Raw genomic sequence first — 22,995 nt, 5'->3', positions numbered from 1 at the left:
CACCATAAGGAATATGCGCATGAAAAAAATTAAAGTGGCCAATCCGGTTGTCGAACTTGATGGCGATGAGATGACGAGAATCATCTGGAAATTCATCAAAGACAAACTAATCCTACCGTACCTAGACGTTGAAATTAAGTATTTCGACTTAGGAATGGAACACAGAGATGAAACTAACGATCAAGTAACTGTTGATGCTGCTGAAGCAATCAAGAAGTACAACGTTGGTATCAAGTGCGCGACAATCACTCCTGATGAAGAACGCGTAAAAGAATTCAAACTAAAAGAAATGTGGAAGTCTCCAAACGGTACAATCAGAAACATTCTTGATGGAACTGTTTTCAGAGAGCCAATCATTTGCAACAACGTTCCACGTCTTGTTCCTAACTGGACTAAGCCAATCATGATCGGTCGTCACGCTTTCGGTGACCAGTACCGCGCAACTGACTTCGTGACAAAAGGACCAGGAAAGTTAACGATGACTTTCGAAGGTGAAGACGGAACAAAGATTCATAAAGAAGTTTATAACTTCAAAGGTGATGGAGTTGCTCTTGCAATGTACAACACTGACGAATCTATCAAAGGATTTGCTCACTCATGTTTCAACATGGCGATGACAAAAAAATGGCCTCTATACTTCTCTTCTAAAAATACAATTCTTAAAAAGTACGATGGTCGCTTCAAAGATATCTTCGAAGAAATCTACCAAGCTGATTACAAGAAAAAATTCGAGTCTCTAGGAATCACATACGAACACAGACTGATCGACGATATGGTTGCATCAGCTCTTAAGTGGAATGGGGATTTCGTTTGGGCATGTAAAAACTACGACGGAGACGTTCAGTCAGATACAGTTGCTCAAGGTTTCGGTTCTCTTGGACTTATGACTTCTGTTCTAATCACTCCAGATGGAAAGACGATGGAAGCAGAGGCCGCTCACGGAACTGTTACTCGTCACTACAGAATGCACCAACAAGGTAAGCCAACGTCAACTAACCCAATCGCTTCAATCTTTGCTTGGACGAGAGGATTAGGCCATAGAGCTAAACTTGATGGAAACACTGAACTAGCTCACTTCTCTGAAACTCTAGAGAAAGTTTGTGTGTCTACAGTTGAATCTGGAAAAATGACTAAGGACTTAGCTGTTTGTATCTACGGTGACAAAGTTACTGCAGACAAATACCTAACGACTGAGCAATTCTTAGATGCTCTAGATGAAAACTTAAAAAAATCATTAGGCTAAAATAAAAAAGGCCCGCTCTAAGCGGGCCTTTTTTTATCTACATGGACTTGTGTTATCTCTTCTTGTTTCCTGATCAGACGTACTTCCTGAAAAATTCGCCAGCACTTCATCTGTCCCTACTTTTAATATTTTCAGTCGAACCTTCTTCGTTGAATACGTTGTCTGGTAATCGTATTCTTGTTGCCCTTGAATAGTAACCTTTACGTCTCTACATCCAAACTCATCACAATGGCGCTCTACAACTTCCCACGTGCATGACTTCGTTGAGTGTTGGACATCTGATTGCGTGGCACTCGACTCTACTTCACCTCTAATATCGAAAGGCTGATTGATTTCATTATGAGGGATACTGAACTCTCCATCATATGAAGGGATTTCAAAATCATCCTCTGCTTTAATTAAGATTGAAAGTTTACCAAGGGATCCACCTTCAAGATTTAAGTTCAATTTCTTTTTGCTGGAAAATTCTAATTCTGCTTTATATGTCTCTTGCCCGATTTTTACTTCGCGAGTTTTGCGATTAAGAAGTCCGTATTTTTTGTTCACATTGAAAGCTTGCTCAACTTTCAGCTCCCCTTCGATTTCTTTACATGAAGACAGAAGCATCAATATTCCAAATAATAGCGACATCTTTTTCATAGAAACTCCGATTTATAGGCAAAAAATAAGGCCCACTAAGTGGGCCCTGTTAAAGGTTATGTAACAAACGAATCTCTAACTGACAGGCAACTCATTTAAAGTGGCCTAGTTTTTCTTATCTTCAGGCCGAGTAAAAATGCAGCTGCGGCTGCATTTTTTGCCTGTCACCAACAAGCACTTTCACGATCTACGACTCTAGTCGATTCAGTATCTGAACCCACGAAAGTAGCCACGATCCCAGTAGAGTTCGCTCTCATAATCTCAAGATTCAAATCTCTTCTTGTATACGAGTAATGGTATTCAACTCTCTTCTTCCCATTAAATGTCGTCGTTACATCACGACACTGAACTTCACAACGCCCAGTCGCTGGTTCACAAACCTTGTCACATCTCTTTTCTGTAGAAGTCCATGAACAAGACTCTAGAGCTTCGTTGTAACCAGAGTTTTCCCATGATGTAGCAATCGTCCCGCTGATATCAAACGGCTGATCTATTTTTTCGTGAGAGATATTAAATCTTCCATTATAAGGAACATCTAAATCTTTCTCTGCTTTAAGTGGAATGCTGACATTATCTAAATCTCCACCATCAAGCTTTAGTGTGAAGTTCTTATCGCTCGCCATTTTTAAGCTGGCCTTATATGACCTTGGACTCACAGTGATCTCTTTTGTCTTACGATTTAAAAATCCTGATTTCTTCTTTACAGTGAATGCTTCACGAACTTGCAAACCTCCGTTTATCTCTACACAAGAAGAAGCAAGCATAAGAATTCCAACTAACATCATTATTTTTTTCATAATTCCCCCCAGAACTACACGGCCCTTGTTGAGCACGGACCAACTAAAGCAAGGTGAATGCCAGAATAAAAAAATATTATTTCAAGTTGTTAGCGAAAATTTAAATGATACTGGTGTCACTATGATCCTGACTTCTTGGCACTACTATCATTTTTACACAACCCATTTACAGAAATCCTTAAGGGGCATACAACACGCTTATAAAACACAGAGGGGAATCCTATGAAGTACTTAATGTTATTAAGCGTATTACTTGCTTTCAATGTAAAAGCAGACACAGAAATTAATGTAAATGATGAGTTAACTCTTGCTGATGAAGCGATCCAATCACCTACGCTAAACATCGAAGGGAAATATAAAGTTGAAGAACCAGTAGCAGCTCCGGCACCAGTTCAACAAGTAAGAAGAGCACCAAGACCAGCTCCAGCTCCTAAGCAACTTACGTCTTCAGATCGTTTAAGACTTCTAAGACAAAGACTTGAAGAAAGAAACCGTATTATGGTTGAAAAGAAAATGGAACAGATCCGTTTTCAACAAGAGATGGCACTTGCTAGACAGTTAGAGCAATCGATGAACCAAACGATTAAAGCTATCGATAACGTAAAATAATTTTTTGTTTTTAATATTTAGATCTTATAAATCGCGGCCTTATATTTAAGGCCGCTTTTTATTTACAACACTTTCTTAAAATCCATTCAATAAAATCTAGAAATCCAATAATAAACTGATATAACGCACGCTCAACAAAATATATAGGACTCTATATGAAAAAGCTTTTCGTTATCATCTTCGCGGCCTCTTCGATTCTGACGTCATGTAGTCAAGGCAAAGCACCAGTCAATAACAGTGGTTATAAAGATAAAATAGTTTTGGGTAACTATGTTGATATGGCAACTTACTCGACGCTTGATGAAGCACTCCTTAAAGATCTTCCAGCAACTGTAGACCTGAGTTCTGATATGAGTTCAGTTAAAAATCAGGATGCCCGTGGAACATGTACATTCTTTTCAACACTAGCGATGGTTGAAGGAGCAGTAAAAAAAGATTTAGGTCAGGATGTTAATTTCTCTGAAGAGTTCCTGAACTATGCGACCAAAAAAGCAGGTTACTATCCAAGTGAAGAAGGATCGAATGTTGGATTTAACCTCCGCACGATCTCAAAAGATGGATTGATCCTGGAGAGAGACTGGGCCTACCAATCTTCATGGTTTGGAAAAGCTTTACCGTGTGAGAAATATAAAAGTACTGATTCAAAAGCACCGGCATATTGTTATTCTCATGATAAACCAAATAAAAAAGCAGCAGCAAACATTATTAATGCTGACGGTATCGAGTTTTCTTCTCTCTCAAAAGATACCAGCAAAATGATCAAATTCCTGGCCGAAGAAAAGCGTCCTCTTATTATGTCTGTGACAGTTAACTTTAATGGATGGCCTAATTCAGGTGAAACCACTTATAACGAAGAATTAAGACAAGAGTGTTTAAGCAATCCTTCAGACTGTGGTGGTCACTCTATCCTGGTTACTGGTTACGACATGGCCAAGAAAGTTTTCTTTTTCAAAAATAGCTGGGGAAAGGAATGGGGAAAAAATGGTTATGGGACTATTCCATTCGAGGTTGTTGATAGATATGTTAACGATAATCTTTATTATGCAGAAGTAAAAAACCCATTAAAAATTCCTGCTGATGCTAATGTGGATAACTTGGCTCTAATGAATTTTTCGGCCAAGACAACTTTAAATGAAGATCAATCAATCAATATTTATGCTGATGGAAAAGTTAGTGAAACAAGTGGGCACATGATTTATATCAGCAGTTACCTTGTTAAAAAATCCAGTCAATACGCCACTGAATTACCAACTGATGGAAATACTATTACGATTCAAATTATTGATGAAGTAGAACAAAAAATCGCAGGCGATGTAATGCCAAGAAGCCTTTTGTATTCCATCCCGGCCGAACAAAACGAACTGGAAATCGCTGCTCTTCTACACTTTCCTTCTGCAATGTTAACAGTTCCTTCAATTGCTAAACTTATGGGTTCTCAGGATTATGATACTGTGACGAGAACAACAATTTATGTCTATACGGATGATTCATCTTATAAAGTGCTAAAACGTATTTATACGCCTGTTAAATAACGATTCATATATTGCGGTCTTATGAAATTAAGACCGCAATATTGTCTAAAATCCTAGCACCCTCTATGTAATTCTTTCACACTCTCCCCTAAGCCTCTAAATTTGCGCGATAATTATTCTGTTAATACCTTAAGACGGAATACCTATGAATAAAATGTTTATTGCCGCCATTGCATTCACATCTATCCTTGCTTCTTGTAGTCAGGGGAAAGCTCCTGTTGCAGCTAATGAATACAAAAATAAGATTGTGTTGGGTGCATACAGTGACATGTTTTCTTACAGCACTCTGGATGAATCACAACTGACTGATCTTCCCAAACTGGTAGATCTAAGCGCAGATATGACTCCTGCTAAAAATCAAGCTGACCGCGGGACATGTACCTTCTTTAGCGTTATCGGGTTGGTTGAAGGCGCGATCAAAAAAGACTTAGGGAAAGAAGTTAACCTTTCAGAAGAATACTTAAACTATGCTGCGAAAAAATCGGGACCTTACCAACAAATGGAAGGCTCAATCGTAGAAGACAACGTAAGAGGAATGAGAACTCAAGGGTTATTACTTGAAGAAGATTGGTCATACCAGGCCTCATGGTTTGAGAAAGGACGTCCTTGCGGTGATTATAAAGCTTCAGACAGATCCGCACCTAAGACTTGTTTCACTCATAACAAACCTAACAAAAAGGCAATGTCGCGCTTAATAGACGCCAGAGGAATCACTGTTACTTCTATCCCTAAAGATACAAATGCCATTATCAGATTTTTAGCTGAAAAAAAACGTCCGCTGATTATGTCAGTCAACGTTAACTTCAATGCATGGCCGAACACTGGTGAGACTGACTTTAATGAAGAGTATAGAAATGAATGCCTCACAACTCCATCTGATTGTGGTGGTCACTCTATTATCCTTACTGGTTACGACATGGAAAAAAGAGTTTTCATGTTTAAGAATAGCTGGGGGAAAGATTGGGGGAAAAATGGTTATGGAACAATTCCATTTGATGTAGTGGATGTCTACGTTAATGAAGTTCTTTACTACGCTGAAGTGCCTAGTGAAGTGAAACTACCTGAAGGAAAGAGTCCTGAAATAAAACTTCAAAAGTTTGACGTTGAAACATACGCGAATGAAGATAAATCAATCAGCATCGCTATCGATAGTGAAGTTGATGAGACTAGCGGAAAGATGCTTTATATCAGCAGCTACCTGGTTAAAAAATCAAAGAACTACGTTGCTGAATTACCAAGTGATGGTAACACCGAACTGGTTCGCCTGAGCGTTGATGAGAAAGAAGCAACTGGAGAGGATTACGTAAGAGTCTCTACTGTAACTGTTCCTAAAGAAGAAAACCAAATTGCCATCAATTCAACAGAAACTGCGGGATTGGCCCTGACAGCAGAAATGTTTAGCCTTCCTTCAATTGATGCTCTTTTAGGGAATCCTGATTACGATAAGTTCCTTAGAACAACGATTTACGTTCATACGGACGATTCTACATTTAAAGTTTTAAAACGAGTTTATACTCCTGTTCAATAATTAAAAAAACTGCGGACTTATTCATTTTAAGTCCGCGGCCCTTTGACTAAACTTTAGACGGCCCTTCCTCACCTACTTGTAAAACTTTCAATCCATTCATAGTTTCTCCTAAATCTTGGCATAATAGGGTTTATGAAAACTTTCTCATTTTTAATCATTGCCATGGTTTTTACTCTACAGTCATGTGGACAAAAGCAAGCTGCGCCTGTTGCTAGCTCAGCAAAAAACAAAATTGTTCTGGGCGCTTTCAACGATATGACGACCCTTTCTTCTTACAATGAAGAAGCTCTTGGTGATTTCCCCAGAATGGTAGACTTCTCACAGAAGATGACGTCTGTTAAAAATCAAGGTCACCGTGGAACATGTACATTTTTTGCAGCGACGGCCTTATTAGAAGCGGCCATTAAAATTGATAAAGGGATCGACGTTAATCTTTCTGAAGAATACTCAATTTACTCGACAAAATATCAAGGGCACTACGACGATGTTGAAGCTTCTCATATAAGTGTCAATCTTCAGGCGGCAAAAAGAGGCGGAATTCTTTTAGAAAAGGATTTCAGCTATCGCCCCAATTGGTTTGAAAAAGGAAATCCATGCGAAGGGATTCAAGATAATGAAGATACACCTATGCACTGCTTTGTTCATACTCCTCCCAAAGCAGCTTTAAATAAAGTTATTCCTGGAGACTCAATCAAAACTGGGTTTATCAGAAAAAATACAAATGAAATTATTAAGTACCTAGCGACTAACGAGCGTCCACTCTCTATTTCATTGCCTGTGAATTACAGCGGCTGGAGTGATGATGGTAGCGTGACTTACACTGAAGAAATGAGACAAGCGTGTCTGCAGCTTCCTGCTTCTTGCGGGGCCCATTCAGTTATCCTTACTGGTTACAACCTTGATGAGAAAGTTTTTTATTTTAAAAACAGTTGGGGTAATGACTGGGGTATCGCTGGTTTTGGAAAACTTAGTTTTGACATGGTTGATAGATATGTTGATGGTTACCTATACTATGCAAAAATCGATGGCGACATGGCGATCCCAAGCGACGCTCAGGTTGATAATCTAAATGTGGTAAGTTTGGCAGTTAAACCTGCTCTTACTGAATCGGATATAGACCTGGATATCAATCTTGCCATCACAGAGGCCAATGGACACTATATTGAAGTTCACAGTTTTCTTGGATTTAACATTGTTCTTTCTGAAGGAGTTTTAGCTCCTCAATTCTTCCCTATTTATGATTCTCAATATCAGTACATCTACGCCATGGGGAATTCCAGTACTCTGGATTTCAGCGGGCATCAGGATGGAACGATAAGCATGCCGGAAAATATCCTCCTGGCACCTAATGTTCATGAAGCCTTCTCAAGCACGCTTTATAGGCCTGCTCTCACGACTAAAGTGGTTCTTTATACTGACACTTCCCTTGCTCCTATAGAACTCTTAGAGGTTACAACTCCTCTTTCGAAATAAGAACTGTCTAAATTTTTAACAGGAATTTTTTATATGTTAAAAGTTTAGACAGCTAAGCCCCTCTCATATCCAATCAATTCAGACCTCTACCCTATGGCACGTTAGCTGCAATGATACCTGTATATCAAAGCTTCCAATCCAAGGGGATTATATGAAAAAGCAAACTGCTGTCGTTGTATCTTTTTCTGCTCTATTAACATTAAGTGCCTTTGCACCAAAAGTTTTATGGCAAGAAGATCATAACGTGAATAGATTCCCGGCAAGCAAGGAAGACACAAAACCTGAAGGAAAAAAACTTGAGGAAATGAGAGCAGAAGGAATTACACCTCCTAAAAAATCTCTCTATGAAATGAGAGAACTAACTCATAAAGTTGAAGCTAAAAAAGAAGAAGCGCAAGTTTCTTGCTTAAAAGATAAACAACAATCTGCACTTGAAGATGAAATCAAAAAATTGATGGCAGATAAAGAAGCGATCATGCTAGAGATTGCTGATCTTAAAAAACCTAAAAAAGAAGAAGCTGCAGTTGATAAATCAGAAGTCCCAAGATTTACTGAAAAACAAGACTTCGCGTCTTTGATTTCACAAATGACTTCACTCATGATTACTCAACAACAACAACAAATGATGTTAATGCAACAGATGTTCACAATGATGAACCAGATGCAAGCACCTCAAATGCAACACAATCAATCACCATACAATCCATACTCTTTTGGAGTAGACCAATTTGATGCCTCAGCATTTCAAATCCAACCAACATCAGAGTTTGGACCGAGATTTGCGCAACTAGGACAAAATTTATCGCAAGTTCAACCAGAAGCGAATCCGTATATGCAACAACGAGCTCCTTCTGCTCAATATGAAGCACCTTATAGCTTCAACATGGGTGACATGATGAATATCCAACCAGCAATTCAAATGCAAAACCCGGTGAATCCTTCAACTGACTTCATTACAAATAATAATGTTATGGATATGCAACGAGTATCGTTCCAATAAAATTTTCTCACACCCCTTTTGTTGGCCCGCAAATATCGTCACGGTATTTGCGGGCCTTATCTTTTTTTATCTGACCATTTCACTCCAGTGAAAAAGCGGAAAAAACTTCCATTATTCCCTAAGTATTTTGATCGAAAGAGGCGAAGAGCTTTTACAGCCAGCTTGAGCTAAGGAATGTTCAAGTAAATTTGTAGGGACGCAACTCTTCGTGAAATAGGAATCATCATGAAAGTAGAATTAAAAGGTCAGATTAAGAACGACAAACTTATTATCAAGAAATGCCATGTATGTGGACATATGAACGAGTCTCACCAAGAGCCGCAAAAATGCAATGGCTGCAAGAAGTCATTTCTCCCTGTCAACTACTTCTCAAAGGTACATTCTAAATCTCAAGCAGATTATGAGAAACTTTTCGCCTTCGGTCATGAAATGCACGACGAAGATGTCATAAAAGGTCTTACAGTTCTCTGGTAATTGATCACTTTTCGTAGCATTAATGCTATGAATAGATATGCAACAACTCCATCCTATCATTCAAAGACTTTTTGATAAAAAAGGCTTCACTCACAAGATGATTGAAGATTTTCTATCTTGGGATTTAAAAACCATTCCAGACATGAGTTCGCTCAAAGATCTGGAGAAGGCCTCGGCCCGTATTATCGAAGCGATTGATCGCGAAGAGAAAATCGGGATCTATGGCGACTATGATGTGGATGGAACAACTTCGTGTGCTCTACTCTTCCACTTTTTTAAAATGCTTGGAGTGAACGTAAGTACGGTTCAGCCTTCGCGCTTTATTGAAGGGTACGGACTTCATCTTTCAAGTATTGATGAGGCCGTTGAAAACAAACTTAAAATTTTAATCACTGTCGACTGCGGTATCAGCAATAACGAAGCAGCAGACTACGCTCTCGAAAAAGGTCTGGACCTGATCATCACTGATCACCATAAAGATGCCCGCGAGACGATGCCTAATGCCTTTGCAGTCATCAATCCAAACAGACGTGATGAAATAGATAACCCTGATTACGATCAGCTTAAAACGATGGCCGGAGTGACTGTAGGGTTTGCTCTTGCGATGCAAATCAGAAATGACCTGATTAAAAAAGGTCAAAAGATTCCTTCGATCTACTCTCTTCTTCAATTTGTGGCGATTGGAACAATTTGTGACCTTGCTCACTTAAGTCCACTCAATTTAAAACTGGTTCGCCATGGTTTAAAACTTTTAAAAGATACAGAGTACCCTGGGCTTCGCGCTTTCTTTACAAGTGAAGAGTTAAAAGCAAAAACAATTCCTTCTGAAAAACTGGCCTTTCATATTGGACCTTTGATTAACTCAAAAGGACGTCTGGAGCATCCAGAAGCTTCCCTTGCACTTTTAATCTGCGACAATGCTGAAAAGGCACGCGAGTACTACGATCTTCTGGTGAGCTGTAATACAGAAAGAAAATTCATTCAGAGTGAAGTTTTCACTGAAGCTCGCGACCAGGTAAAACAAGAATTAAAATACTTTGATGGTGAACATCTTATAACCATCGTTTATCAACCACACTGGCATGAAGGTGTTATTGGTATCGTGGCCTCTAAGTTAGTTGAGACATTTAAAGTGCCAGCAATTGTGTTTACCGATTCAGAACATGACGGGATTATCAAAGCGTCTTGCAGAAGTGCCGGCAACCTGGATATTTTCAGTTTACTAAAAGCTGAAGAAGCATTGTTTTTGAAGTTTGGAGGCCATAAGGCCGCAGCTGGATTATCAATGCCGAAAGAAAACCTTCGCGCTTTTATTGATAACATGAATGCACGTTTAAAAGACATTCCGGCGATCACTCGTACAAGAATGGATTTTTATGACCTGGATATCGATGCGACTGAAATTAATCCTCAGTTAATGCGCGATTTAGATTTATTAGAACCATTTGGAATGGGGAATGAAAAACCAAAGTTCCGTATCAAAGGTGTGAAGCTTGAATCATTTGATTTGATGAAAGATGTGCACGTGAGATGGAGTCTTTCAAAAGAGAAAGTAAAACTGAAAGGGATTAGTTTTAATTATATTGGAAAACATGAAGCAAGTTCTCCGGCAGAGATTTACTCTACTCAGAATTTGAAACATGAAGACCTGTCGGTTTATTTTACGTTGGGGCTAAATCGCTTTAATGGGAATGAGTCGATACAGTTGATGGTTGATAAAGTTGAATTTGACTAGATAAAAAAAGGGGGGCTTTTCAGCTCCCCTTTTTTTTATCTAAATTAATTACTTAAGTAGATTGTAGTTAAACGCGATACCAGCGAAAATCTTTTGTTCTTCAACTTTTTGAGTTGGCCCTGGGCTTGTTTTCTTAGAAGTCGAGTTGTCATAAACAACATGGTATCTCATGTCTTCATCTTTCGTTGGGTAGTACTCTAGACCAACTTCAAATGCAGATCTTTCAGAATCAGTTGATCCAGCAACAATCCCGCCGTATCCTTTTTTCCCATCTTCATTAATGTACTTAACGAATGGTTGGAATCCTTGGTCAAAAAGATAACGAGCGTGAGCTACGATAGTATTAAGTTTCGCGTCCCCTGCTGCCGTTAACTTTTCTTGTTTAAGAACAAGATAGTCTGCTTCAACAAAAAACTTATCAACGTTTACACGTAAGCTTCCTACCATTTGCGTGTTATATGCACCAGGACGGTCTGTCCCAAGTTTATGGTAAGACACGATCGGCATAATCATTTTATTCATCCACTCACCGTAGTAAGCAGCACCAATAACTTTTTTATCTGTTAATGGAGTTTGGTTAGCGTCAGTTTGTTGTAGGTATTGAATGTAAGCATTTTGTCCAAACATTGAATAACCAGCAGAAGCACCAACTAAGTTCTTTGTGATTGAATCAGCAAAACGAGAGAACATATATACATCACGACCTGAGTAATCGTTCTCACGTCCACCAGTCATTACGGCCTGCTTTCCAACGATCACTGACAGAGCTTCAAATCTCTTTGTTAAGTATGCCTCATCAACGAGACCAGAAGTTCCGTTATCTGTTGTTGGATTTGGTTTGAAATCTAGAGTTAACTTAGCTGTTGTTGATTCGTTGACTTTTGAGTCAATGATTAACTTCAAGTATGAAGTCGTTAATACACCAGAAGAAGTTTCTCCACCTGGCTTATTTTCAGTTTTAGTGTGGATGTAATCGAAACGCCCTTTAGCGGCCATAACAGTGTCTAGAGCAAAGGCAGATGTGCTTGTTAGAGCAACAGTGGCCAAGATAGTTAGTGCTTTCATAATTCCCCTCGTCGAGATTAAGTTAAGATCAGCAACTATCTTGGACACTGTAATAATTAGTGTCAAATAAAAATTAGATAAAGAAATTATCTCTTGATCGTAACTTTCTCAATTTTTACTTCTTTCACTGGACGGTCGCCTGCACCAACTGGAGTTTTTCCAATTTTAGAAACAACATCCATTCCAGATGTAATTTTTCCAAATACAGTGTGTCTTCCATCTAAATGTGGAGTTGGCACTAGCGTAATGAAAAATTGAGATCCGTTTGTTCCCGGTCCTGCGTTTGCCATAGAAAGAATTCCAGGAGCCGTATGACGAAGACCTGGTTGAGTTTCATCTTGGAATTTATATCCTGGTCCGCCTCTTCCTGAACCTTCTGGGCATCCACCTTGGATCATGAAGTTATCAATTACACGGTGGAAAACTAATCCATCGTAGTATGGCCCAGTTTTAGCTGGAGTTTCTTGTCTTCCTTCTGCAAGGTTGATGAAGTTCCAAACTGTCTCTGGTGCTTCTTTTGCGAAAAGTTCAGCTTCGAACTCTCCCATGTTAGTTGTGAAAACTGCCGTTACACGGTCAAGGTTTTCTTTGTAGTCACTTTTCTTTACGCCCATTCCAAACATATTGTTCTCCTATTAGTAGTTAGACACTTTATAATTGCCCTTGATGTTATCCAGGGATTTTTTAGGTTCTTGTGAATAAAAAATGATCTTTTGATCTGGTTTGAAAAAACTATCAAGCTCGGTATGGATGCTTGGTTGTTTCACTCCATTTGTATCGTAGACAGAAAACATTTCCGCACTGATTGCTTTCAAGGCAACGTTAGGAAATTTTGCTTCGATCTCACTCTTCGTTAAGCATGCTGAAATCAGAACAGGAAATCCGTTGTCGTGAACTGAAGACTGTAAAAATGCTCGTAGCTTATTTTCCTGCTTCTTTCCTTTTAGTGCTTCATCTAACCAGATTAAGTGAACCTGTTTAAATGTCGGTGCTTCAAAGAAATTAATCTTACTATTAACTCTCTCACTTGCTCTGAAGAAGACGGCTTCCTCTTCTTTAAGTCCGATCGTCACTCCTGGCTGCTTTTTTAAAACCAGGTACTCTTCATTGAAGGTTGCCTGAATCTGAACGGCTTCACTGTATTGTAATGAATAACTCTTCATTAAAGCGTCGATATCAAAATACCTGATTCCGCTCGTTCTAAAACATCCAGCAGACACACTATAGTTTGCCCAATCTGGAAGATCAGAAAGAAAATATTTTTCAACACCTGTTGAAGCATAGTACTGGGCCACGTCTCTAGGTTTTAAATTAGAAGAACATGATCCTAAAAGCACTAATCCTGAAATCATCAATGGCATAAAAATATTTTTCATAAGACCTATGCTTTCTTAAAGTAGTTTAAAATATCTTGTTCTATTTTTTTAATGTCTTCTAAAGCTGTATCGATCGATAGTGAATTAAGCACGTAGAAACCAGGTTCAGTGTCCAGCATGCTGTTTCCAGCAAGAGACTCTGCACTTACTCCACGAGCAATACAAAGTGCGTCTGCAGCGAGTGTCATCATGTCTGATGGCTTCGTCGCAAACTCTCTGAAGTCAGGACTCTCAATCGTTGTGAAGACACCTTCGCGGTCTAATAATCTATCGACTGACGTTACGTCATAACCTTCATGAACAACCAGTAATGGTGTTGGTTCAATCGGTTTTGGAACTTTTACTTTTACGTAATCTTCCAGATCGCGCCACTCACGAATCTTTGTTTCATATGTCAGTTTCGCTTTATCAAAACGATCTTCAATTTCTTTGCGAAATGCTGTGACTTGCTGATCGAGCCACTTTACACCAGAAGATGTATCAGCTTTCTCATTAGTCACCCAGTGAAGTTCATGGCCTGGATTTGTTAAAAGCCAGTCATTAAACTTTAACAGTGCCAGCATACACGTAGGCCCGTTACCAACTAAGATCACCGTTTTTTTATTTTCTAAATTTAGTTTTGTGAAAATATCTTTTTCATAAAACAGCAGTGAGCTGTCTTTTAGATTGTTCTCATTTAAAGCAAGACTATTACCTGCTCCCATTGGATTTGGAGTTTTTCCAAAACCACGGGCTTCGATAACAATATCGAAATCATCAAAACTCTCCACTGGTTTATGAAGCGATTGAATCACTTCTTCACCAAGGTGAGCAAAGAGCTCAGGGCTCTCTTCCATTTGTTTTACAATCGTCTCTTGTGGATTTCTCGAAAAAACCACGCGGAACAAATCATAAAGTCTGGTTCTACCTGGGACCACTTCCCCTTTCGATAGAAATCTTTTATGTACGCGAAGAACGTCACCATGTTTTGTCAGATTATATTGTTCTAAATCAGACACAGCAGGAACCATCACCTTCTCAAAAAATTCTTTGAGTGTGGTTTCTTTATTTTCAAATGTAATTTTAAATTCTGGGTGGGTGTCCATAAGTGTACGCAAGTTTCCGCCCAAAGGAGATCTTTGGAATAACGAAACCTCAGCCCCGATTTGATCGAAGTGATGAGCTGCTAAGATTGCTAGTGGACCAGAGCCAACGATGGCCATTTTCATAGATTTGTACCCCCAAAACTAGGAGTACAAATCTAACATATGAAGTGAGAATATGAATATTAAAATGGATAAATAGCGCGCTGCTATTATCTGAAATAGACCTTAGTGTCACCTTTATCGATAGCTGAATGCTCTGCAAATCTGTAAATGAAATCAATAAAGCTTTGCATAGCTTCAAATGTCGCTACGGTCTTATCGAATTCACACCCATATTGCATGTAAGTAATCCCGTCAGAACCCAGGACTTCTTTACCGTGGCGTACATTCATGATCACAGGAATATATGATTTATCTGTGAAATACATTCTCATGTTCACTTCAAAACCAGACGCTAATTTTTTATCTCGTGTTGGATTCCAAGGAACCTGAAATGAACAACCATCCCCTGCGATATCTACCATCGTTACAGGATAAATTGATCCATTATCATCAATAACCGAATACGCTCCCAAAAAATTTTGGAAAACAATACGATTAAAAGCTCTGCGCTTTTGTTCAATTGTATCTGCTTTTTTCTTGTTGAAATCTAGTACTTTAAATTCAGACATAATCGCTCTCCGAGTTAGACTTACGTAACTCATCGGAGGGAATCAGAATTCTTTTACTATTTTTTTAGATAACTTGGTGTCTCGGAAATTTCTTCTCTCATTCGAAGATAGGATTCTAATCTCGACATGATAAGTGTTGTTTCGTAAGCGTTTTGGTCAAGTTTAGAATAGAAAAAACACCCTGGTGAATCTTCCGTGTGTGCACAATTCGAGAACTTACATTGAACCGCACCTTCTTCGATATCTGGAAAGTACGTTATTAGGTCTTCCTCTAATAAATCCTCTACCCCAAAGGATCTGATCCCGGGAGAATCCATTAAAGACATAGTATCGCAGTCAACAATCTCACTCCAGGTTGTCGTGTGCTTTCCCTTACCCACTTTACCAACATCACGAGAAAGAAGATTGATTTTCCCCTCTGAAGCCGCACTGATAAGTTTACTTTTCCCCACACCCGACTGGCCTAAAAAGATCGACGTCTTTCCTTGTAGTCTTTGCTTCAGGTCTTCTAAACCTAATTCCAAAAATTGATTTTTATAATCTTGTTTCGCCGCTGAAACTTCAAAGCACTCAATGCCTAAGTTATTCATGCGATCAAATTCAAACTTGATATCAAGAGTGGCTGAATCGTATTCATCCATCTTGTTAAAAACCATCAGAGGACGAATCCCCCATTGATGAGCACGAACCAGGAATCGATCAACGATTCCTCTTTTATATTCCGGACGAGAAACAGAACTCACGATAACCATCAGGTCACAGTTTGATGCTGTTACTTTTTTCTTTTGTTCACGAACAATCAGACGAAACATTTCATTGGTACGCTTCAGCACTTCCATAATCGTATTGTGTTCATCGATCATGACATAGTCGCCGACAACAATTGAGTTTTCATCTCCCTTAAGAAGATTCCCCAATGCCGTGGCCATGACCATTTCATTTGTCTCGAAGATTTTGCATTCGAATTCTCTTTTACCGGATTTAAAGACGCGTGCCTTTCTTAACATGTCATAAATCCCTCAGGAAAAAATTGTCCCTTAGGATCGTATTTATTTTTAAGTGCTCTGAAGACACTTTTTTGATGGTCGTTGTAAAATGGTGCAATAAATTTTCTCTTTAAAAGTCCGATTCCATGCTCAGCAAATGGAGAGCCTTTCCACTCTAAAACTTTAGAGTAAAGGGATTCCAGTTGAGCGTTACAGAAGTCATTCTTATCAGGAGTCGGCATAAAGTTAAAGTGCAAATGCGCATCACCGAAGTGGCCAAATAAATTATAGGCTACTCCAACCTTCCCCATCTCTCTGTAATGGTTTAAAAGGTCTTCGAATCTCTCAGGACTCACCTGTACATCCGTTCCTTTTTTCGTCACTCCCATCTGACTATTTCTCTCAAAAATAGCACGGGGAACACTTACTCTCAGGTCGCGGCACTTAGTGGCATCCATTTCGAAAATCTGATCTTCGTTGATTAAAGTTAAATGGCTAAGTAAGTTTTCATAGATATCTTCGAATTCATCTTTTCTAATTTCTAAAAAAATGACGTCTTGATTCTTTCCAGGATTTTTTTCCGTCGGAAGATATGAAAGTGAATTCGAATCAATGAATTCGCAAGCACGAACCTGTGTTCTAAAGTTTTGAACGGCCTTAAACACCTCTAAGTGAGGTTTAAAGTCTTCTTCCCAACGAGGAAGTAACATAAAAATAAAAGTCTCTGGAAAGTGCTCTATCGTTCTTAGAACTGCACTCTCAATTACACCCAACTGTCCTTCTGTCCCAGTCATAAGATCAGTTTCGAATTCTAGTCTTGGGTAGGGAGCATTTTTATAAAGTTTGTAATGAGCGAAGTCTGCTTGGTAAGTTGAGAGATCAATCCCACACTCTAATTTTCTATCAGCGTAAAGAGTGACATCTTTCCCTTCATAATCAACAAAAGTCAGCTCAACAATTTGCGAACGAAGATTTTTAAAACCAAACGATCTCTCCCCTGTACAGCTTGTCGCGATACCGGCCAGAACTCCTGCGAGCTCTTCCGTTGGAGACGTCATGATTTCTCTTCCGTGTTGTAAGCAAAACTCTTTTGCCTCTTTCCACGTTACAAAACCCGTCACTTTCAAATTTCCATTTGAGAGCATTTCCAGATTTCCTTTAATCGTTGAAAGATTTCCCAATACAGTCTCGCTTCCAAGCGCTCCATCGAGTTTTTCGAAAGGAATAACTGTCGATGTTTGCGAAGAATGAAACAAAGTCGGCCGTGCCGTCTTAATATGCGCTACAACTTCGGGAAATGAGTAAAAGCTTTTTGTCTTCATTACACTAGTCTAAGGAAGAATCTTTGAATGTGGAAGATTTATTTAAAATTTTAGGTACTTAGACCGTGTAAAACATCATCTTCTACTTGACTTTATGCCTTAAAACCATTATTTTTCTCTTCACTTCCATACGCATGCACCCGTAGCTCAGCTGGATAGAGCAACCGATTTCTAATCGGTAGGTCTCAGGTTCGAATCCTGACGGGTGCGCCATTTTAAAAATCCTTTCATTACGAATACTTCCAAGACCACCCGTCTGTGTGTCTCGAACTTTTAATTTATTCACTTTTCACGTCCTTGTTTTAAAAATATAACCTCATTTATGCGCACTCATAATCATCTCGAAATAAAAAAACTCTGTGAGCAATCAATTGCTCCTTTAATGAACAAGTACAATCTTGGAGAAGTTAAAAACATTAAAATGGACACTGAAGGGTGGGTGAATCCATGTTTTTTTGTGAATCAATCGTTTGTCTTTCGCTTTAATGCGAGAGACCCACAGCTTCCAAAATATCAACGTGAGTTTTTTGTTTTTAATTTGCTAAAAAAAAGCGACATACCTGTTCCCCAAATTGTTTATCTTGATGACTCAAAAGAGCATATCGGCTTTGATGTATTAATCACTGAAATGCTTCCTGGAACAAACATAGAAAGTGATTGGAAAAATTTAAGTATTGATCAAAGAATAAAAGTTTCTGAAGAAGCTGGTAAAAATCTTTTTAAATTAAATCAACATTTATTTGATTTTTTTGGAGAACTTTCATCGTCGGGACCACTGCCTAGAACCAAAACATGGCCTGATTACCTCAAAGCAAAACTTTCTTTTCATCTTAATGAGGCAATGAATCTTAAGATTATAGATGAAAGTGTTGAAGCAAATATATGGAAAATATTTGAAACTCATTTTCTAGAACTTTCTCTAGTGACTTCATCTAATCTAGTTCATGTTGATTATCACTTAGGCAATCTTCTACATCATAACCTTAAAGTAACTGCCGTTCTTGATTTTGAATGGGCATTCGCAGGAGACCCATTATACGATTTTTGCAGATGGAGATCTCACGAAGAAGACTTGGCCAACAGTAGAGATGCTTTCTTAAAAGGTTACAAGAAAACAGAGTTCTCAACGTCTGAACTTAAAAGAATGGATATTTATCAAATGATTCGCAATATTGAGCTTTGCTCAGTGGCCAAATTACATTTTAGTGAGAATGAAGCTGAAGAGTATTTAAGTATAACCATTCAACAGATTAATAAATTATCAGTTAGTTAGCATCAATAATGGCAAGAGGTTCGAAACTCCCCCAAGCGGGTGCGCCATTTTAATTCTCGAACTTTTCTCAAACACACCATGACAATCTTTTAAAGCAATCCTTTGTTAATCTTTCTCAATGAAAAATAACTTTATAAAACTACCAGTAGTCTTACTATTTTCTCTATTGTTATTACCCACTATTAGCAATGCAAGTTCGATTTCAATATCTGCTAGATATAGTGAAGCCGCCAATACGTTCCTTATTATGGATTGTCTCTCAGGTTGGTGGAATAGAACCTTCTGTCAGGATAAAGGCGGTGAAGTTCAAGAATATTGGACAAAGAAATTTGGATTAATTGCTGAAGATCAAATTTTATTTAAAAAATATGATGATATCCGAAAACGTTACTATAAGGGCTTAGGAGTCGCTAAAGATGACATCGGGCCATATGCAGATGGTTTATTTGCAAAGAAATCGGGAATCACAGAAGATTTACTAGCACCATTATTTTATAGTTCTAACAATTTGCAGGAAGCTCTAGCAAAAGTAAAAAAACTTGTAAGCGATGACGATTTTATTTTTCTACAATCCTTTTATGAACATTATAAGACGAAGTATCAAGTCCTTCTTGATGAATCAACGCCATTTAAGAAAAAAGTTCAAGAGCTTAATAAAAAACTTCAGAATAAAAAATACAATAACTTCTTTTCTCAAATTGCTAATTATTATCAAGTTTCAGAAAACATGAAATATGAAGTTCTTTATACATGGTTTCCTCCAATGGAAAGTGACTCTTCTTCTCCGACAAATAATTTTTTAATATTTCAGCAGAATCCAATTAAACATATAAATTCAAAAGATGAAGATATTATTTTTCATGAAATTATCCATACTCTCTCTGCACGTCAGCCTCAAAAACAAAAAGAAGAAATTTCAAAGATTTTTTTAGATGCATGCCCAAGCGTAAATAATAAGTCACTTGACCTATATGGTGGAAGAATACTTGAAGAACCAATGGCCGTAACAATCGGACAGATATTATTTCTAAAAAAGTTTTTCCCAGAACGTTTAAAATGGAATTCTCAATTGTATAACAATCCATGGATCAGCAGTTTTGCAAAACTAATTAATCCAATCATCGAGAAAGAGCTGGATCAAAAACTATATTTTTCAGTTGAAACTGGAAAAAAACTTGGTTCTCTCTGCAGCGAATTATTTTCAGCTGCAAACTTTATGAATGCGCAGCCTAATAAGTAAGAGTAAATTACATTAATATGAAAATTCTAAATGCTAACACTTGTACTTTAAAAGACTCACCATCTGGTGAAAAATTTCAGGTTGCAATTGGCAGACATGAACAGCACGGCTCTACCAAAAATCACACGATCGCAATTGTAGAAATTGCGCCAGGACTATCCTCTGATCCACATTTTCACAAAGAACGTGAAGAGTCATATTATTTTATTTCAGGTAATGGCAGTGCGATTGTTGGTGATCAAGAACATTTGATTGTGCCTGGGACATTGATTTATGCATCACCTTTGGAGAAGCATCAATTTATAAATAATGGCCCAGATCCTATACGCTATCTAGTTATCACGGCGCCTTGTTGGATTCCTCAAGATTCTTGGAAGTAAGGCAAGGAAGTTCGAAACTTCCCCAAGCGAGTGCGCCAGTTAAAGAATAGTCTGAATTCTTTTAAAATTCCCTCCCCAATATATCATTCTTGTCTTCTTTTCTTTATCAAGCTTATCGTACGCAAAACCAACTTCTAATTTTTCACTGTACTCAGTAACGTCTAGTTTTATGGCATCAATACCGTTTATAGGATGCTCGTACGTTTTCCAATCATCAGTCGCTAATTTCGTCTTTATAATATTAGAAGGAATATCATTTCCCTTATCAAGTGGTGTTCTGATTGAAATAATTTTTTTATCTTTCTTGGAGACATTAATTGCTAATGAAAAAATGCCAACTTTTTTATCAGTTCCAAAAGTTTCATAATCATCGCCCTCACCGACCTTGTGTAATCCTTGGATTTTATCTAAGGCTAAAGAAAGAGATTTTGAATTCCATATAGTCTGCAACATCGTAATATTATCAATCTTTGCTTCAGCTTTATAGGAACTGCATCCAGTAAAGAATAAAAATAAAAAACATAATACTATTTTCATGGACTCTCCAACCTAAAATCGACCGGGACAATTTCTTTAATCAATTTATATCTATCTGGGAATTTCTTACGCAGGCTTTCTTGATCATGGAGAAAGTCTTCCAGATGATTTGCGATGTCTTCTGTAATACTTTGAGCAGAATCTGGCCTTAATAAAGGATAACTCGGTAAACGCACCAGAGAATTTTCTTTACCTTCTTGTCTCCAACCTAATTCAGAAACTAAGTTCGCAAGCTTTTCTGGGTTGAGATTATGCAGATAAAGATGAGACAATTCATGACTAAGAATTCTTGATTTTTCTTCAGATGAAAAGAATTTGTCGTAAAGAGCTATTGCATTCAATGCTTTTACAGAAGTCCCTGGATTATTTTTAAATTTTGATTTAGATCCTCTTAATAAAGTTATATCATTAAGAGCCCTTAAGGCTTGTGGTTGCTGACTTAAAAACTTTAAAACTAATTCTTTTTCTGATTGACTCCAACTTTTAAATTTTTCTTCTGGTATGGGCCATCCATGAATTGCACCATCAAAGAATTGCGTTTGCCATTTTTCAGTTTTCGGATATTTTAACCTGCAATGTTCATCCGTCTCGCCTTTTTTTATAACGAGAGTACCATCTTTATTTTTATAAGGTTTAACTGGATGAGCTTCAACTTGGGTTTGCCAAATTGTACAAGGTAATGGTGAAGCCAGTGCTATTTTAGAAAAAAATAAAAAAGAGGTTATAAAAATCACTATAAATTTCATATCTCTCTCAATTAATAGACTTCATCTATTTTGACTCTTAAGGTTATTTGAAGTCAATATAATTAGAAAGTAAAATTAACTATATAGAGCAAGAAGTTCGAAACTCCCCCAAGCGGGCGCGCCATTTTAAAAATCCTTTTATTTCCAATTGCTTCTAAGACCACCCGTCTGTGTGTCTCGAACTTTTTTAAAATAACAAACTACGCTCAATAGACAATATTCAATCTCTTATGATTTAGTATTTTCATGAAACTTTCATACAAACTATTTGATCCATCAAGTGACAAGGAATTACTTTCCAATTGGCTTTCAAGTCAAGAATGGGATTTTCACGTTAATTCAAAAACAACTCCAGAAAAAGTAATGAAACTGATTGAAGAAGGAAGTTTCACCGGAGAGGAAAATCAAACTTTCTGGATACGTAATGAACAAAATTTATCTATCGGGCTGATCAGACTTTTTGAAATGGATGATCTTGAGGATGGCTCACCTCTTTTTGATTTACGTATTTTAAATGAATACCGAGGACAAAAAGTTGGTGAGACAGCTGTTAATTGGTTAACTCATTATCTTTTTCAAAACTGGTCTTCGCTTAATCGTATTGAAGGAACAACTAGAGTTGATAATTTCCCAATGAGAAAAGTTTTTACGAAATGTGGCTACGTAAAGGAAGGCCACTATAGACAATCATGGCCGAATGCAATTGGTGAATTAAAGGATACCGTGAGATATGCAATTTTAAGAACTGACTGGATAAGTAAAACATCTACTCCTGTTAACTGGAATGATGATCTATGAGTGAAAAAAACTACATGTTTGGCAATTTCGAAAAAGAACAAATGCTAGAGGTTTTACTTAAGGCCGATGCTGATCCATTACTCGCAGGTTTTGTTTATCCACATGATGAAACTAGAAAACGCCTCCCGATATACAATGAAAATAAATTAATTGGTTTCGCAACTCCTAGGCAAGATAAGGATGAAGTTTGGAGAATGGGAGCTATTTATATTCTTCCAGAATTTAGAAATATGGGTTTTGCAAAAAAAATAATTAAATCATTTATGGCCAATAGAAGAGGACGTGCTTTTATTGAAAATGACAACATTGCATCACAAAAAGCATACAGTGCTTCCAGTTTTAATGCAGTCAGGGAAGATTTGGCAAATGATGGATGGTGGTGGGAGAATTTCTAGTTCGAAACTCCCGCAATATCAAAACTTCAGTTTCAAGATAAGAGTAATTTTATTTTAGAATCCTAAAGAACCTCTACGACCTCTCCGAAAT

The 22,995-nt window shown here is 37.8% G+C and carries 24 protein-coding genes and 1 tRNA gene; 14 read left to right on the top strand and 11 right to left on the bottom strand.

The annotated features are described in order from the left end of the window. Nucleotides 1–19: 19 nt before the first annotated feature. Entirely contained in the window at nt 20–1,243 is a 1,224-nt protein-coding gene (locus SHI21_RS12465) for an isocitrate dehydrogenase (NADP(+)) (protein ID WP_323576921.1), read from the top strand. 33 nt (nt 1,244–1,276) lie between these two features. Here the strand turns inward: SHI21_RS12465 and SHI21_RS12460 are convergent, their stop codons facing one another. After that, complete coding sequence (locus SHI21_RS12460) at nt 1,277–1,882, bottom strand: hypothetical protein (RefSeq protein WP_323576920.1); 606 nt, start codon at nt 1,880–1,882, stop codon at nt 1,277–1,279. A 164-nt stretch (nt 1,883–2,046) separates the two neighbouring features. Then, nucleotides 2,047–2,679 carry a hypothetical protein gene (locus SHI21_RS12455; RefSeq protein ID WP_323576919.1) on the bottom strand — a complete coding sequence of 211 codons (633 nt, stop codon included), beginning with the start codon at nt 2,677–2,679 and terminating at the stop codon, nt 2,047–2,049. 222 nt (nt 2,680–2,901) lie between these two features. Here SHI21_RS12455 and SHI21_RS12450 point away from each other — a divergent pair, with 222 nt between their 5' ends. The 7 genes from SHI21_RS12450 (at nt 2,902) to recJ (ending at nt 11,030) form a co-directional block, all read left to right on the top strand. Next, complete coding sequence (locus SHI21_RS12450) at nt 2,902–3,288, top strand: hypothetical protein (RefSeq protein WP_323576918.1); 387 nt, start codon at nt 2,902–2,904, stop codon at nt 3,286–3,288. 155 nt (nt 3,289–3,443) lie between these two features. Beyond that, nucleotides 3,444–4,820, top strand: a complete 1,377-nt coding sequence (locus SHI21_RS12445) for a C1 family peptidase (RefSeq protein ID WP_323576917.1) — start codon at nt 3,444–3,446, stop codon at nt 4,818–4,820. A 145-nt stretch (nt 4,821–4,965) separates the two neighbouring features. Beyond that, nucleotides 4,966–6,348, top strand: a complete 1,383-nt coding sequence (locus SHI21_RS12440) for a C1 family peptidase (RefSeq protein ID WP_323576916.1) — start codon at nt 4,966–4,968, stop codon at nt 6,346–6,348. A gap of 132 nt (nt 6,349–6,480) precedes the next feature. Next, nucleotides 6,481–7,821, top strand: coding sequence for a C1 family peptidase (locus tag SHI21_RS12435; RefSeq protein ID WP_323576915.1), 1,341 nt, complete (start codon nt 6,481–6,483; stop codon nt 7,819–7,821). Nucleotides 7,822–7,972: 151 nt separating this feature from the next. Continuing rightward, nucleotides 7,973–8,821, top strand: a complete 849-nt coding sequence (locus SHI21_RS12430) for a hypothetical protein (RefSeq protein ID WP_323576914.1) — start codon at nt 7,973–7,975, stop codon at nt 8,819–8,821. Between the two features lie 225 nt (nt 8,822–9,046). Next, a complete protein-coding gene (locus SHI21_RS12425) occupies nt 9,047–9,295 on the top strand; it encodes a hypothetical protein (protein WP_323576913.1) in 249 nt (82 codons plus the stop codon). A gap of 37 nt (nt 9,296–9,332) precedes the next feature. Then, the gene (gene recJ, locus SHI21_RS12420; protein ID WP_323576912.1) at nt 9,333–11,030 is read left to right on the top strand and encodes a single-stranded-DNA-specific exonuclease RecJ; all 1,698 of its coding nucleotides are present in this window, start codon (nt 9,333–9,335) and stop codon (nt 11,028–11,030) included. Nucleotides 11,031–11,078: 48 nt separating this feature from the next. On the opposite strand, the gene SHI21_RS12415 is transcribed toward recJ, so the two are convergent. The 7 genes from SHI21_RS12415 to SHI21_RS12385 form a co-directional block, all read right to left on the bottom strand. After that, a complete protein-coding gene (locus SHI21_RS12415; protein ID WP_323576911.1) occupies nt 11,079–12,095 on the bottom strand; it encodes a hypothetical protein in 1,017 nt (338 codons plus the stop codon). 86 nt (nt 12,096–12,181) lie between these two features. Further along, a complete protein-coding gene (locus SHI21_RS12410) occupies nt 12,182–12,718 on the bottom strand; it encodes a peptidylprolyl isomerase (RefSeq protein ID WP_323576910.1) in 537 nt (178 codons plus the stop codon). 12 nt (nt 12,719–12,730) lie between these two features. Continuing rightward, on the bottom strand, nt 12,731–13,471 hold the full coding sequence (locus SHI21_RS12405) for a hypothetical protein (protein ID WP_323576909.1): 741 nt from the start codon (nt 13,469–13,471) through the stop codon (nt 12,731–12,733). A 5-nt stretch (nt 13,472–13,476) separates the two neighbouring features. Further along, nucleotides 13,477–14,679: an FAD/NAD(P)-binding oxidoreductase gene (locus SHI21_RS12400; RefSeq protein WP_323576908.1), complete on the bottom strand. Its 1,203-nt coding sequence runs from the start codon at nt 14,677–14,679 to the stop codon at nt 13,477–13,479. A gap of 86 nt (nt 14,680–14,765) precedes the next feature. Next, complete coding sequence (locus SHI21_RS12395; RefSeq protein WP_323576907.1) at nt 14,766–15,227, bottom strand: PilZ domain-containing protein; 462 nt, start codon at nt 15,225–15,227, stop codon at nt 14,766–14,768. A 56-nt stretch (nt 15,228–15,283) separates the two neighbouring features. Beyond that, complete coding sequence (gene rsgA / locus SHI21_RS12390; protein WP_323576906.1) at nt 15,284–16,234, bottom strand: ribosome small subunit-dependent GTPase A; 951 nt, start codon at nt 16,232–16,234, stop codon at nt 15,284–15,286. Then, nucleotides 16,228–17,535, bottom strand: a complete 1,308-nt coding sequence (locus SHI21_RS12385) for an FAD-binding oxidoreductase (RefSeq protein ID WP_323576905.1) — start codon at nt 17,533–17,535, stop codon at nt 16,228–16,230. Before SHI21_RS12385 ends, rsgA begins: the two co-directional genes overlap by 7 nt. 136 nt (nt 17,536–17,671) lie before the next feature. On the opposite strand from SHI21_RS12385, the gene SHI21_RS12380 reads away from it, so the two are divergent. From SHI21_RS12380 to SHI21_RS12365, 4 genes are all read left to right on the top strand, one after another. After that, a tRNA-Arg gene (locus SHI21_RS12380) sits at nt 17,672–17,748 on the top strand. Nucleotides 17,749–17,857: 109 nt separating this feature from the next. Then, entirely contained in the window at nt 17,858–18,808 is a 951-nt protein-coding gene (locus SHI21_RS12375; RefSeq protein ID WP_323576904.1) for a phosphotransferase family protein, read from the top strand. A 118-nt stretch (nt 18,809–18,926) separates the two neighbouring features. Beyond that, on the top strand, nt 18,927–20,048 hold the full coding sequence (locus SHI21_RS12370; protein WP_323576903.1) for a hypothetical protein: 1,122 nt from the start codon (nt 18,927–18,929) through the stop codon (nt 20,046–20,048). 17 nt (nt 20,049–20,065) lie between these two features. Next, nucleotides 20,066–20,428: a cupin domain-containing protein gene (locus SHI21_RS12365; protein WP_323576902.1), complete on the top strand. Its 363-nt coding sequence runs from the start codon at nt 20,066–20,068 to the stop codon at nt 20,426–20,428. 39 nt (nt 20,429–20,467) lie between these two features. Here the strand turns inward: SHI21_RS12365 and SHI21_RS12360 are convergent, their stop codons facing one another. Then, complete coding sequence (locus SHI21_RS12360; protein WP_323576901.1) at nt 20,468–20,965, bottom strand: hypothetical protein; 498 nt, start codon at nt 20,963–20,965, stop codon at nt 20,468–20,470. After that, nucleotides 20,962–21,711: a hypothetical protein gene (locus tag SHI21_RS12355; protein WP_323576900.1), complete on the bottom strand. Its 750-nt coding sequence runs from the start codon at nt 21,709–21,711 to the stop codon at nt 20,962–20,964. The genes SHI21_RS12360 and SHI21_RS12355 overlap by 4 nt, the downstream gene beginning before the upstream one ends. Nucleotides 21,712–21,957: 246 nt before the next feature. Here SHI21_RS12355 and SHI21_RS12350 point away from each other — a divergent pair, with 246 nt between their 5' ends. Both SHI21_RS12350 and SHI21_RS12345 read left to right on the top strand, forming a co-directional pair. After that, nucleotides 21,958–22,509 (top strand): GNAT family N-acetyltransferase, encoded by a 552-nt coding sequence (locus SHI21_RS12350; RefSeq protein ID WP_323576899.1) that lies wholly within the window; start codon nt 21,958–21,960, stop codon nt 22,507–22,509. Further along, nucleotides 22,506–22,904: a GNAT family N-acetyltransferase gene (locus tag SHI21_RS12345; protein WP_323576898.1), complete on the top strand. Its 399-nt coding sequence runs from the start codon at nt 22,506–22,508 to the stop codon at nt 22,902–22,904. Before SHI21_RS12350 ends, SHI21_RS12345 begins: the two co-directional genes overlap by 4 nt. Nucleotides 22,905–22,995 lie beyond the last annotated feature (91 nt).

Source organism: Bacteriovorax sp. PP10 (assembly GCF_035013165.1).
In the GTDB taxonomy this organism is placed as follows: Bacteria; Bdellovibrionota; Bacteriovoracia; order Bacteriovoracales; family Bacteriovoracaceae; genus Bacteriovorax; species Bacteriovorax antarcticus.
This window is presented reverse-complemented; position numbering and strand designations above follow the sequence as displayed.

Coding starts and splice junctions, on each gene's coding strand:
- SHI21_RS12435 (WP_323576915.1), top strand. CDS start 6,481: ATGAAAACTTTCTCATTTTTAATCATTGCCATGGTTTTTACTCTACAG.
- SHI21_RS12385 (WP_323576905.1), bottom strand. CDS start 17,535: ATGAAGACAAAAAGCTTTTACTCATTTCCCGAAGTTGTAGCGCATATT.
- SHI21_RS12360 (WP_323576901.1), bottom strand. CDS start 20,965: ATGAAAATAGTATTATGTTTTTTATTTTTATTCTTTACTGGATGCAGT.
- SHI21_RS12440 (WP_323576916.1), top strand. CDS start 4,966: ATGAATAAAATGTTTATTGCCGCCATTGCATTCACATCTATCCTTGCT.
- SHI21_RS12465 (WP_323576921.1), top strand. CDS start 20: ATGAAAAAAATTAAAGTGGCCAATCCGGTTGTCGAACTTGATGGCGAT.
- SHI21_RS12430 (WP_323576914.1), top strand. CDS start 7,973: ATGAAAAAGCAAACTGCTGTCGTTGTATCTTTTTCTGCTCTATTAACA.
- SHI21_RS12395 (WP_323576907.1), bottom strand. CDS start 15,227: ATGTCTGAATTTAAAGTACTAGATTTCAACAAGAAAAAAGCAGATACA.
- SHI21_RS12410 (WP_323576910.1), bottom strand. CDS start 12,718: ATGTTTGGAATGGGCGTAAAGAAAAGTGACTACAAAGAAAACCTTGAC.
- SHI21_RS12365 (WP_323576902.1), top strand. CDS start 20,066: ATGAAAATTCTAAATGCTAACACTTGTACTTTAAAAGACTCACCATCT.
- SHI21_RS12355 (WP_323576900.1), bottom strand. CDS start 21,711: ATGAAATTTATAGTGATTTTTATAACCTCTTTTTTATTTTTTTCTAAA.
- SHI21_RS12450 (WP_323576918.1), top strand. CDS start 2,902: ATGAAGTACTTAATGTTATTAAGCGTATTACTTGCTTTCAATGTAAAA.
- SHI21_RS12370 (WP_323576903.1), top strand. CDS start 18,927: ATGAAAAATAACTTTATAAAACTACCAGTAGTCTTACTATTTTCTCTA.
- SHI21_RS12460 (WP_323576920.1), bottom strand. CDS start 1,882: ATGAAAAAGATGTCGCTATTATTTGGAATATTGATGCTTCTGTCTTCA.
- SHI21_RS12405 (WP_323576909.1), bottom strand. CDS start 13,471: ATGAAAAATATTTTTATGCCATTGATGATTTCAGGATTAGTGCTTTTA.
- SHI21_RS12445 (WP_323576917.1), top strand. CDS start 3,444: ATGAAAAAGCTTTTCGTTATCATCTTCGCGGCCTCTTCGATTCTGACG.
- SHI21_RS12455 (WP_323576919.1), bottom strand. CDS start 2,679: ATGAAAAAAATAATGATGTTAGTTGGAATTCTTATGCTTGCTTCTTCT.
- recJ (WP_323576912.1), top strand. CDS start 9,333: ATGCAACAACTCCATCCTATCATTCAAAGACTTTTTGATAAAAAAGGC.
- SHI21_RS12375 (WP_323576904.1), top strand. CDS start 17,858: ATGCGCACTCATAATCATCTCGAAATAAAAAAACTCTGTGAGCAATCA.
- SHI21_RS12415 (WP_323576911.1), bottom strand. CDS start 12,095: ATGAAAGCACTAACTATCTTGGCCACTGTTGCTCTAACAAGCACATCT.
- SHI21_RS12350 (WP_323576899.1), top strand. CDS start 21,958: ATGAAACTTTCATACAAACTATTTGATCCATCAAGTGACAAGGAATTA.
- SHI21_RS12345 (WP_323576898.1), top strand. CDS start 22,506: ATGAGTGAAAAAAACTACATGTTTGGCAATTTCGAAAAAGAACAAATG.
- SHI21_RS12425 (WP_323576913.1), top strand. CDS start 9,047: ATGAAAGTAGAATTAAAAGGTCAGATTAAGAACGACAAACTTATTATC.
- SHI21_RS12400 (WP_323576908.1), bottom strand. CDS start 14,679: ATGAAAATGGCCATCGTTGGCTCTGGTCCACTAGCAATCTTAGCAGCT.
- rsgA (WP_323576906.1), bottom strand. CDS start 16,234: ATGTTAAGAAAGGCACGCGTCTTTAAATCCGGTAAAAGAGAATTCGAA.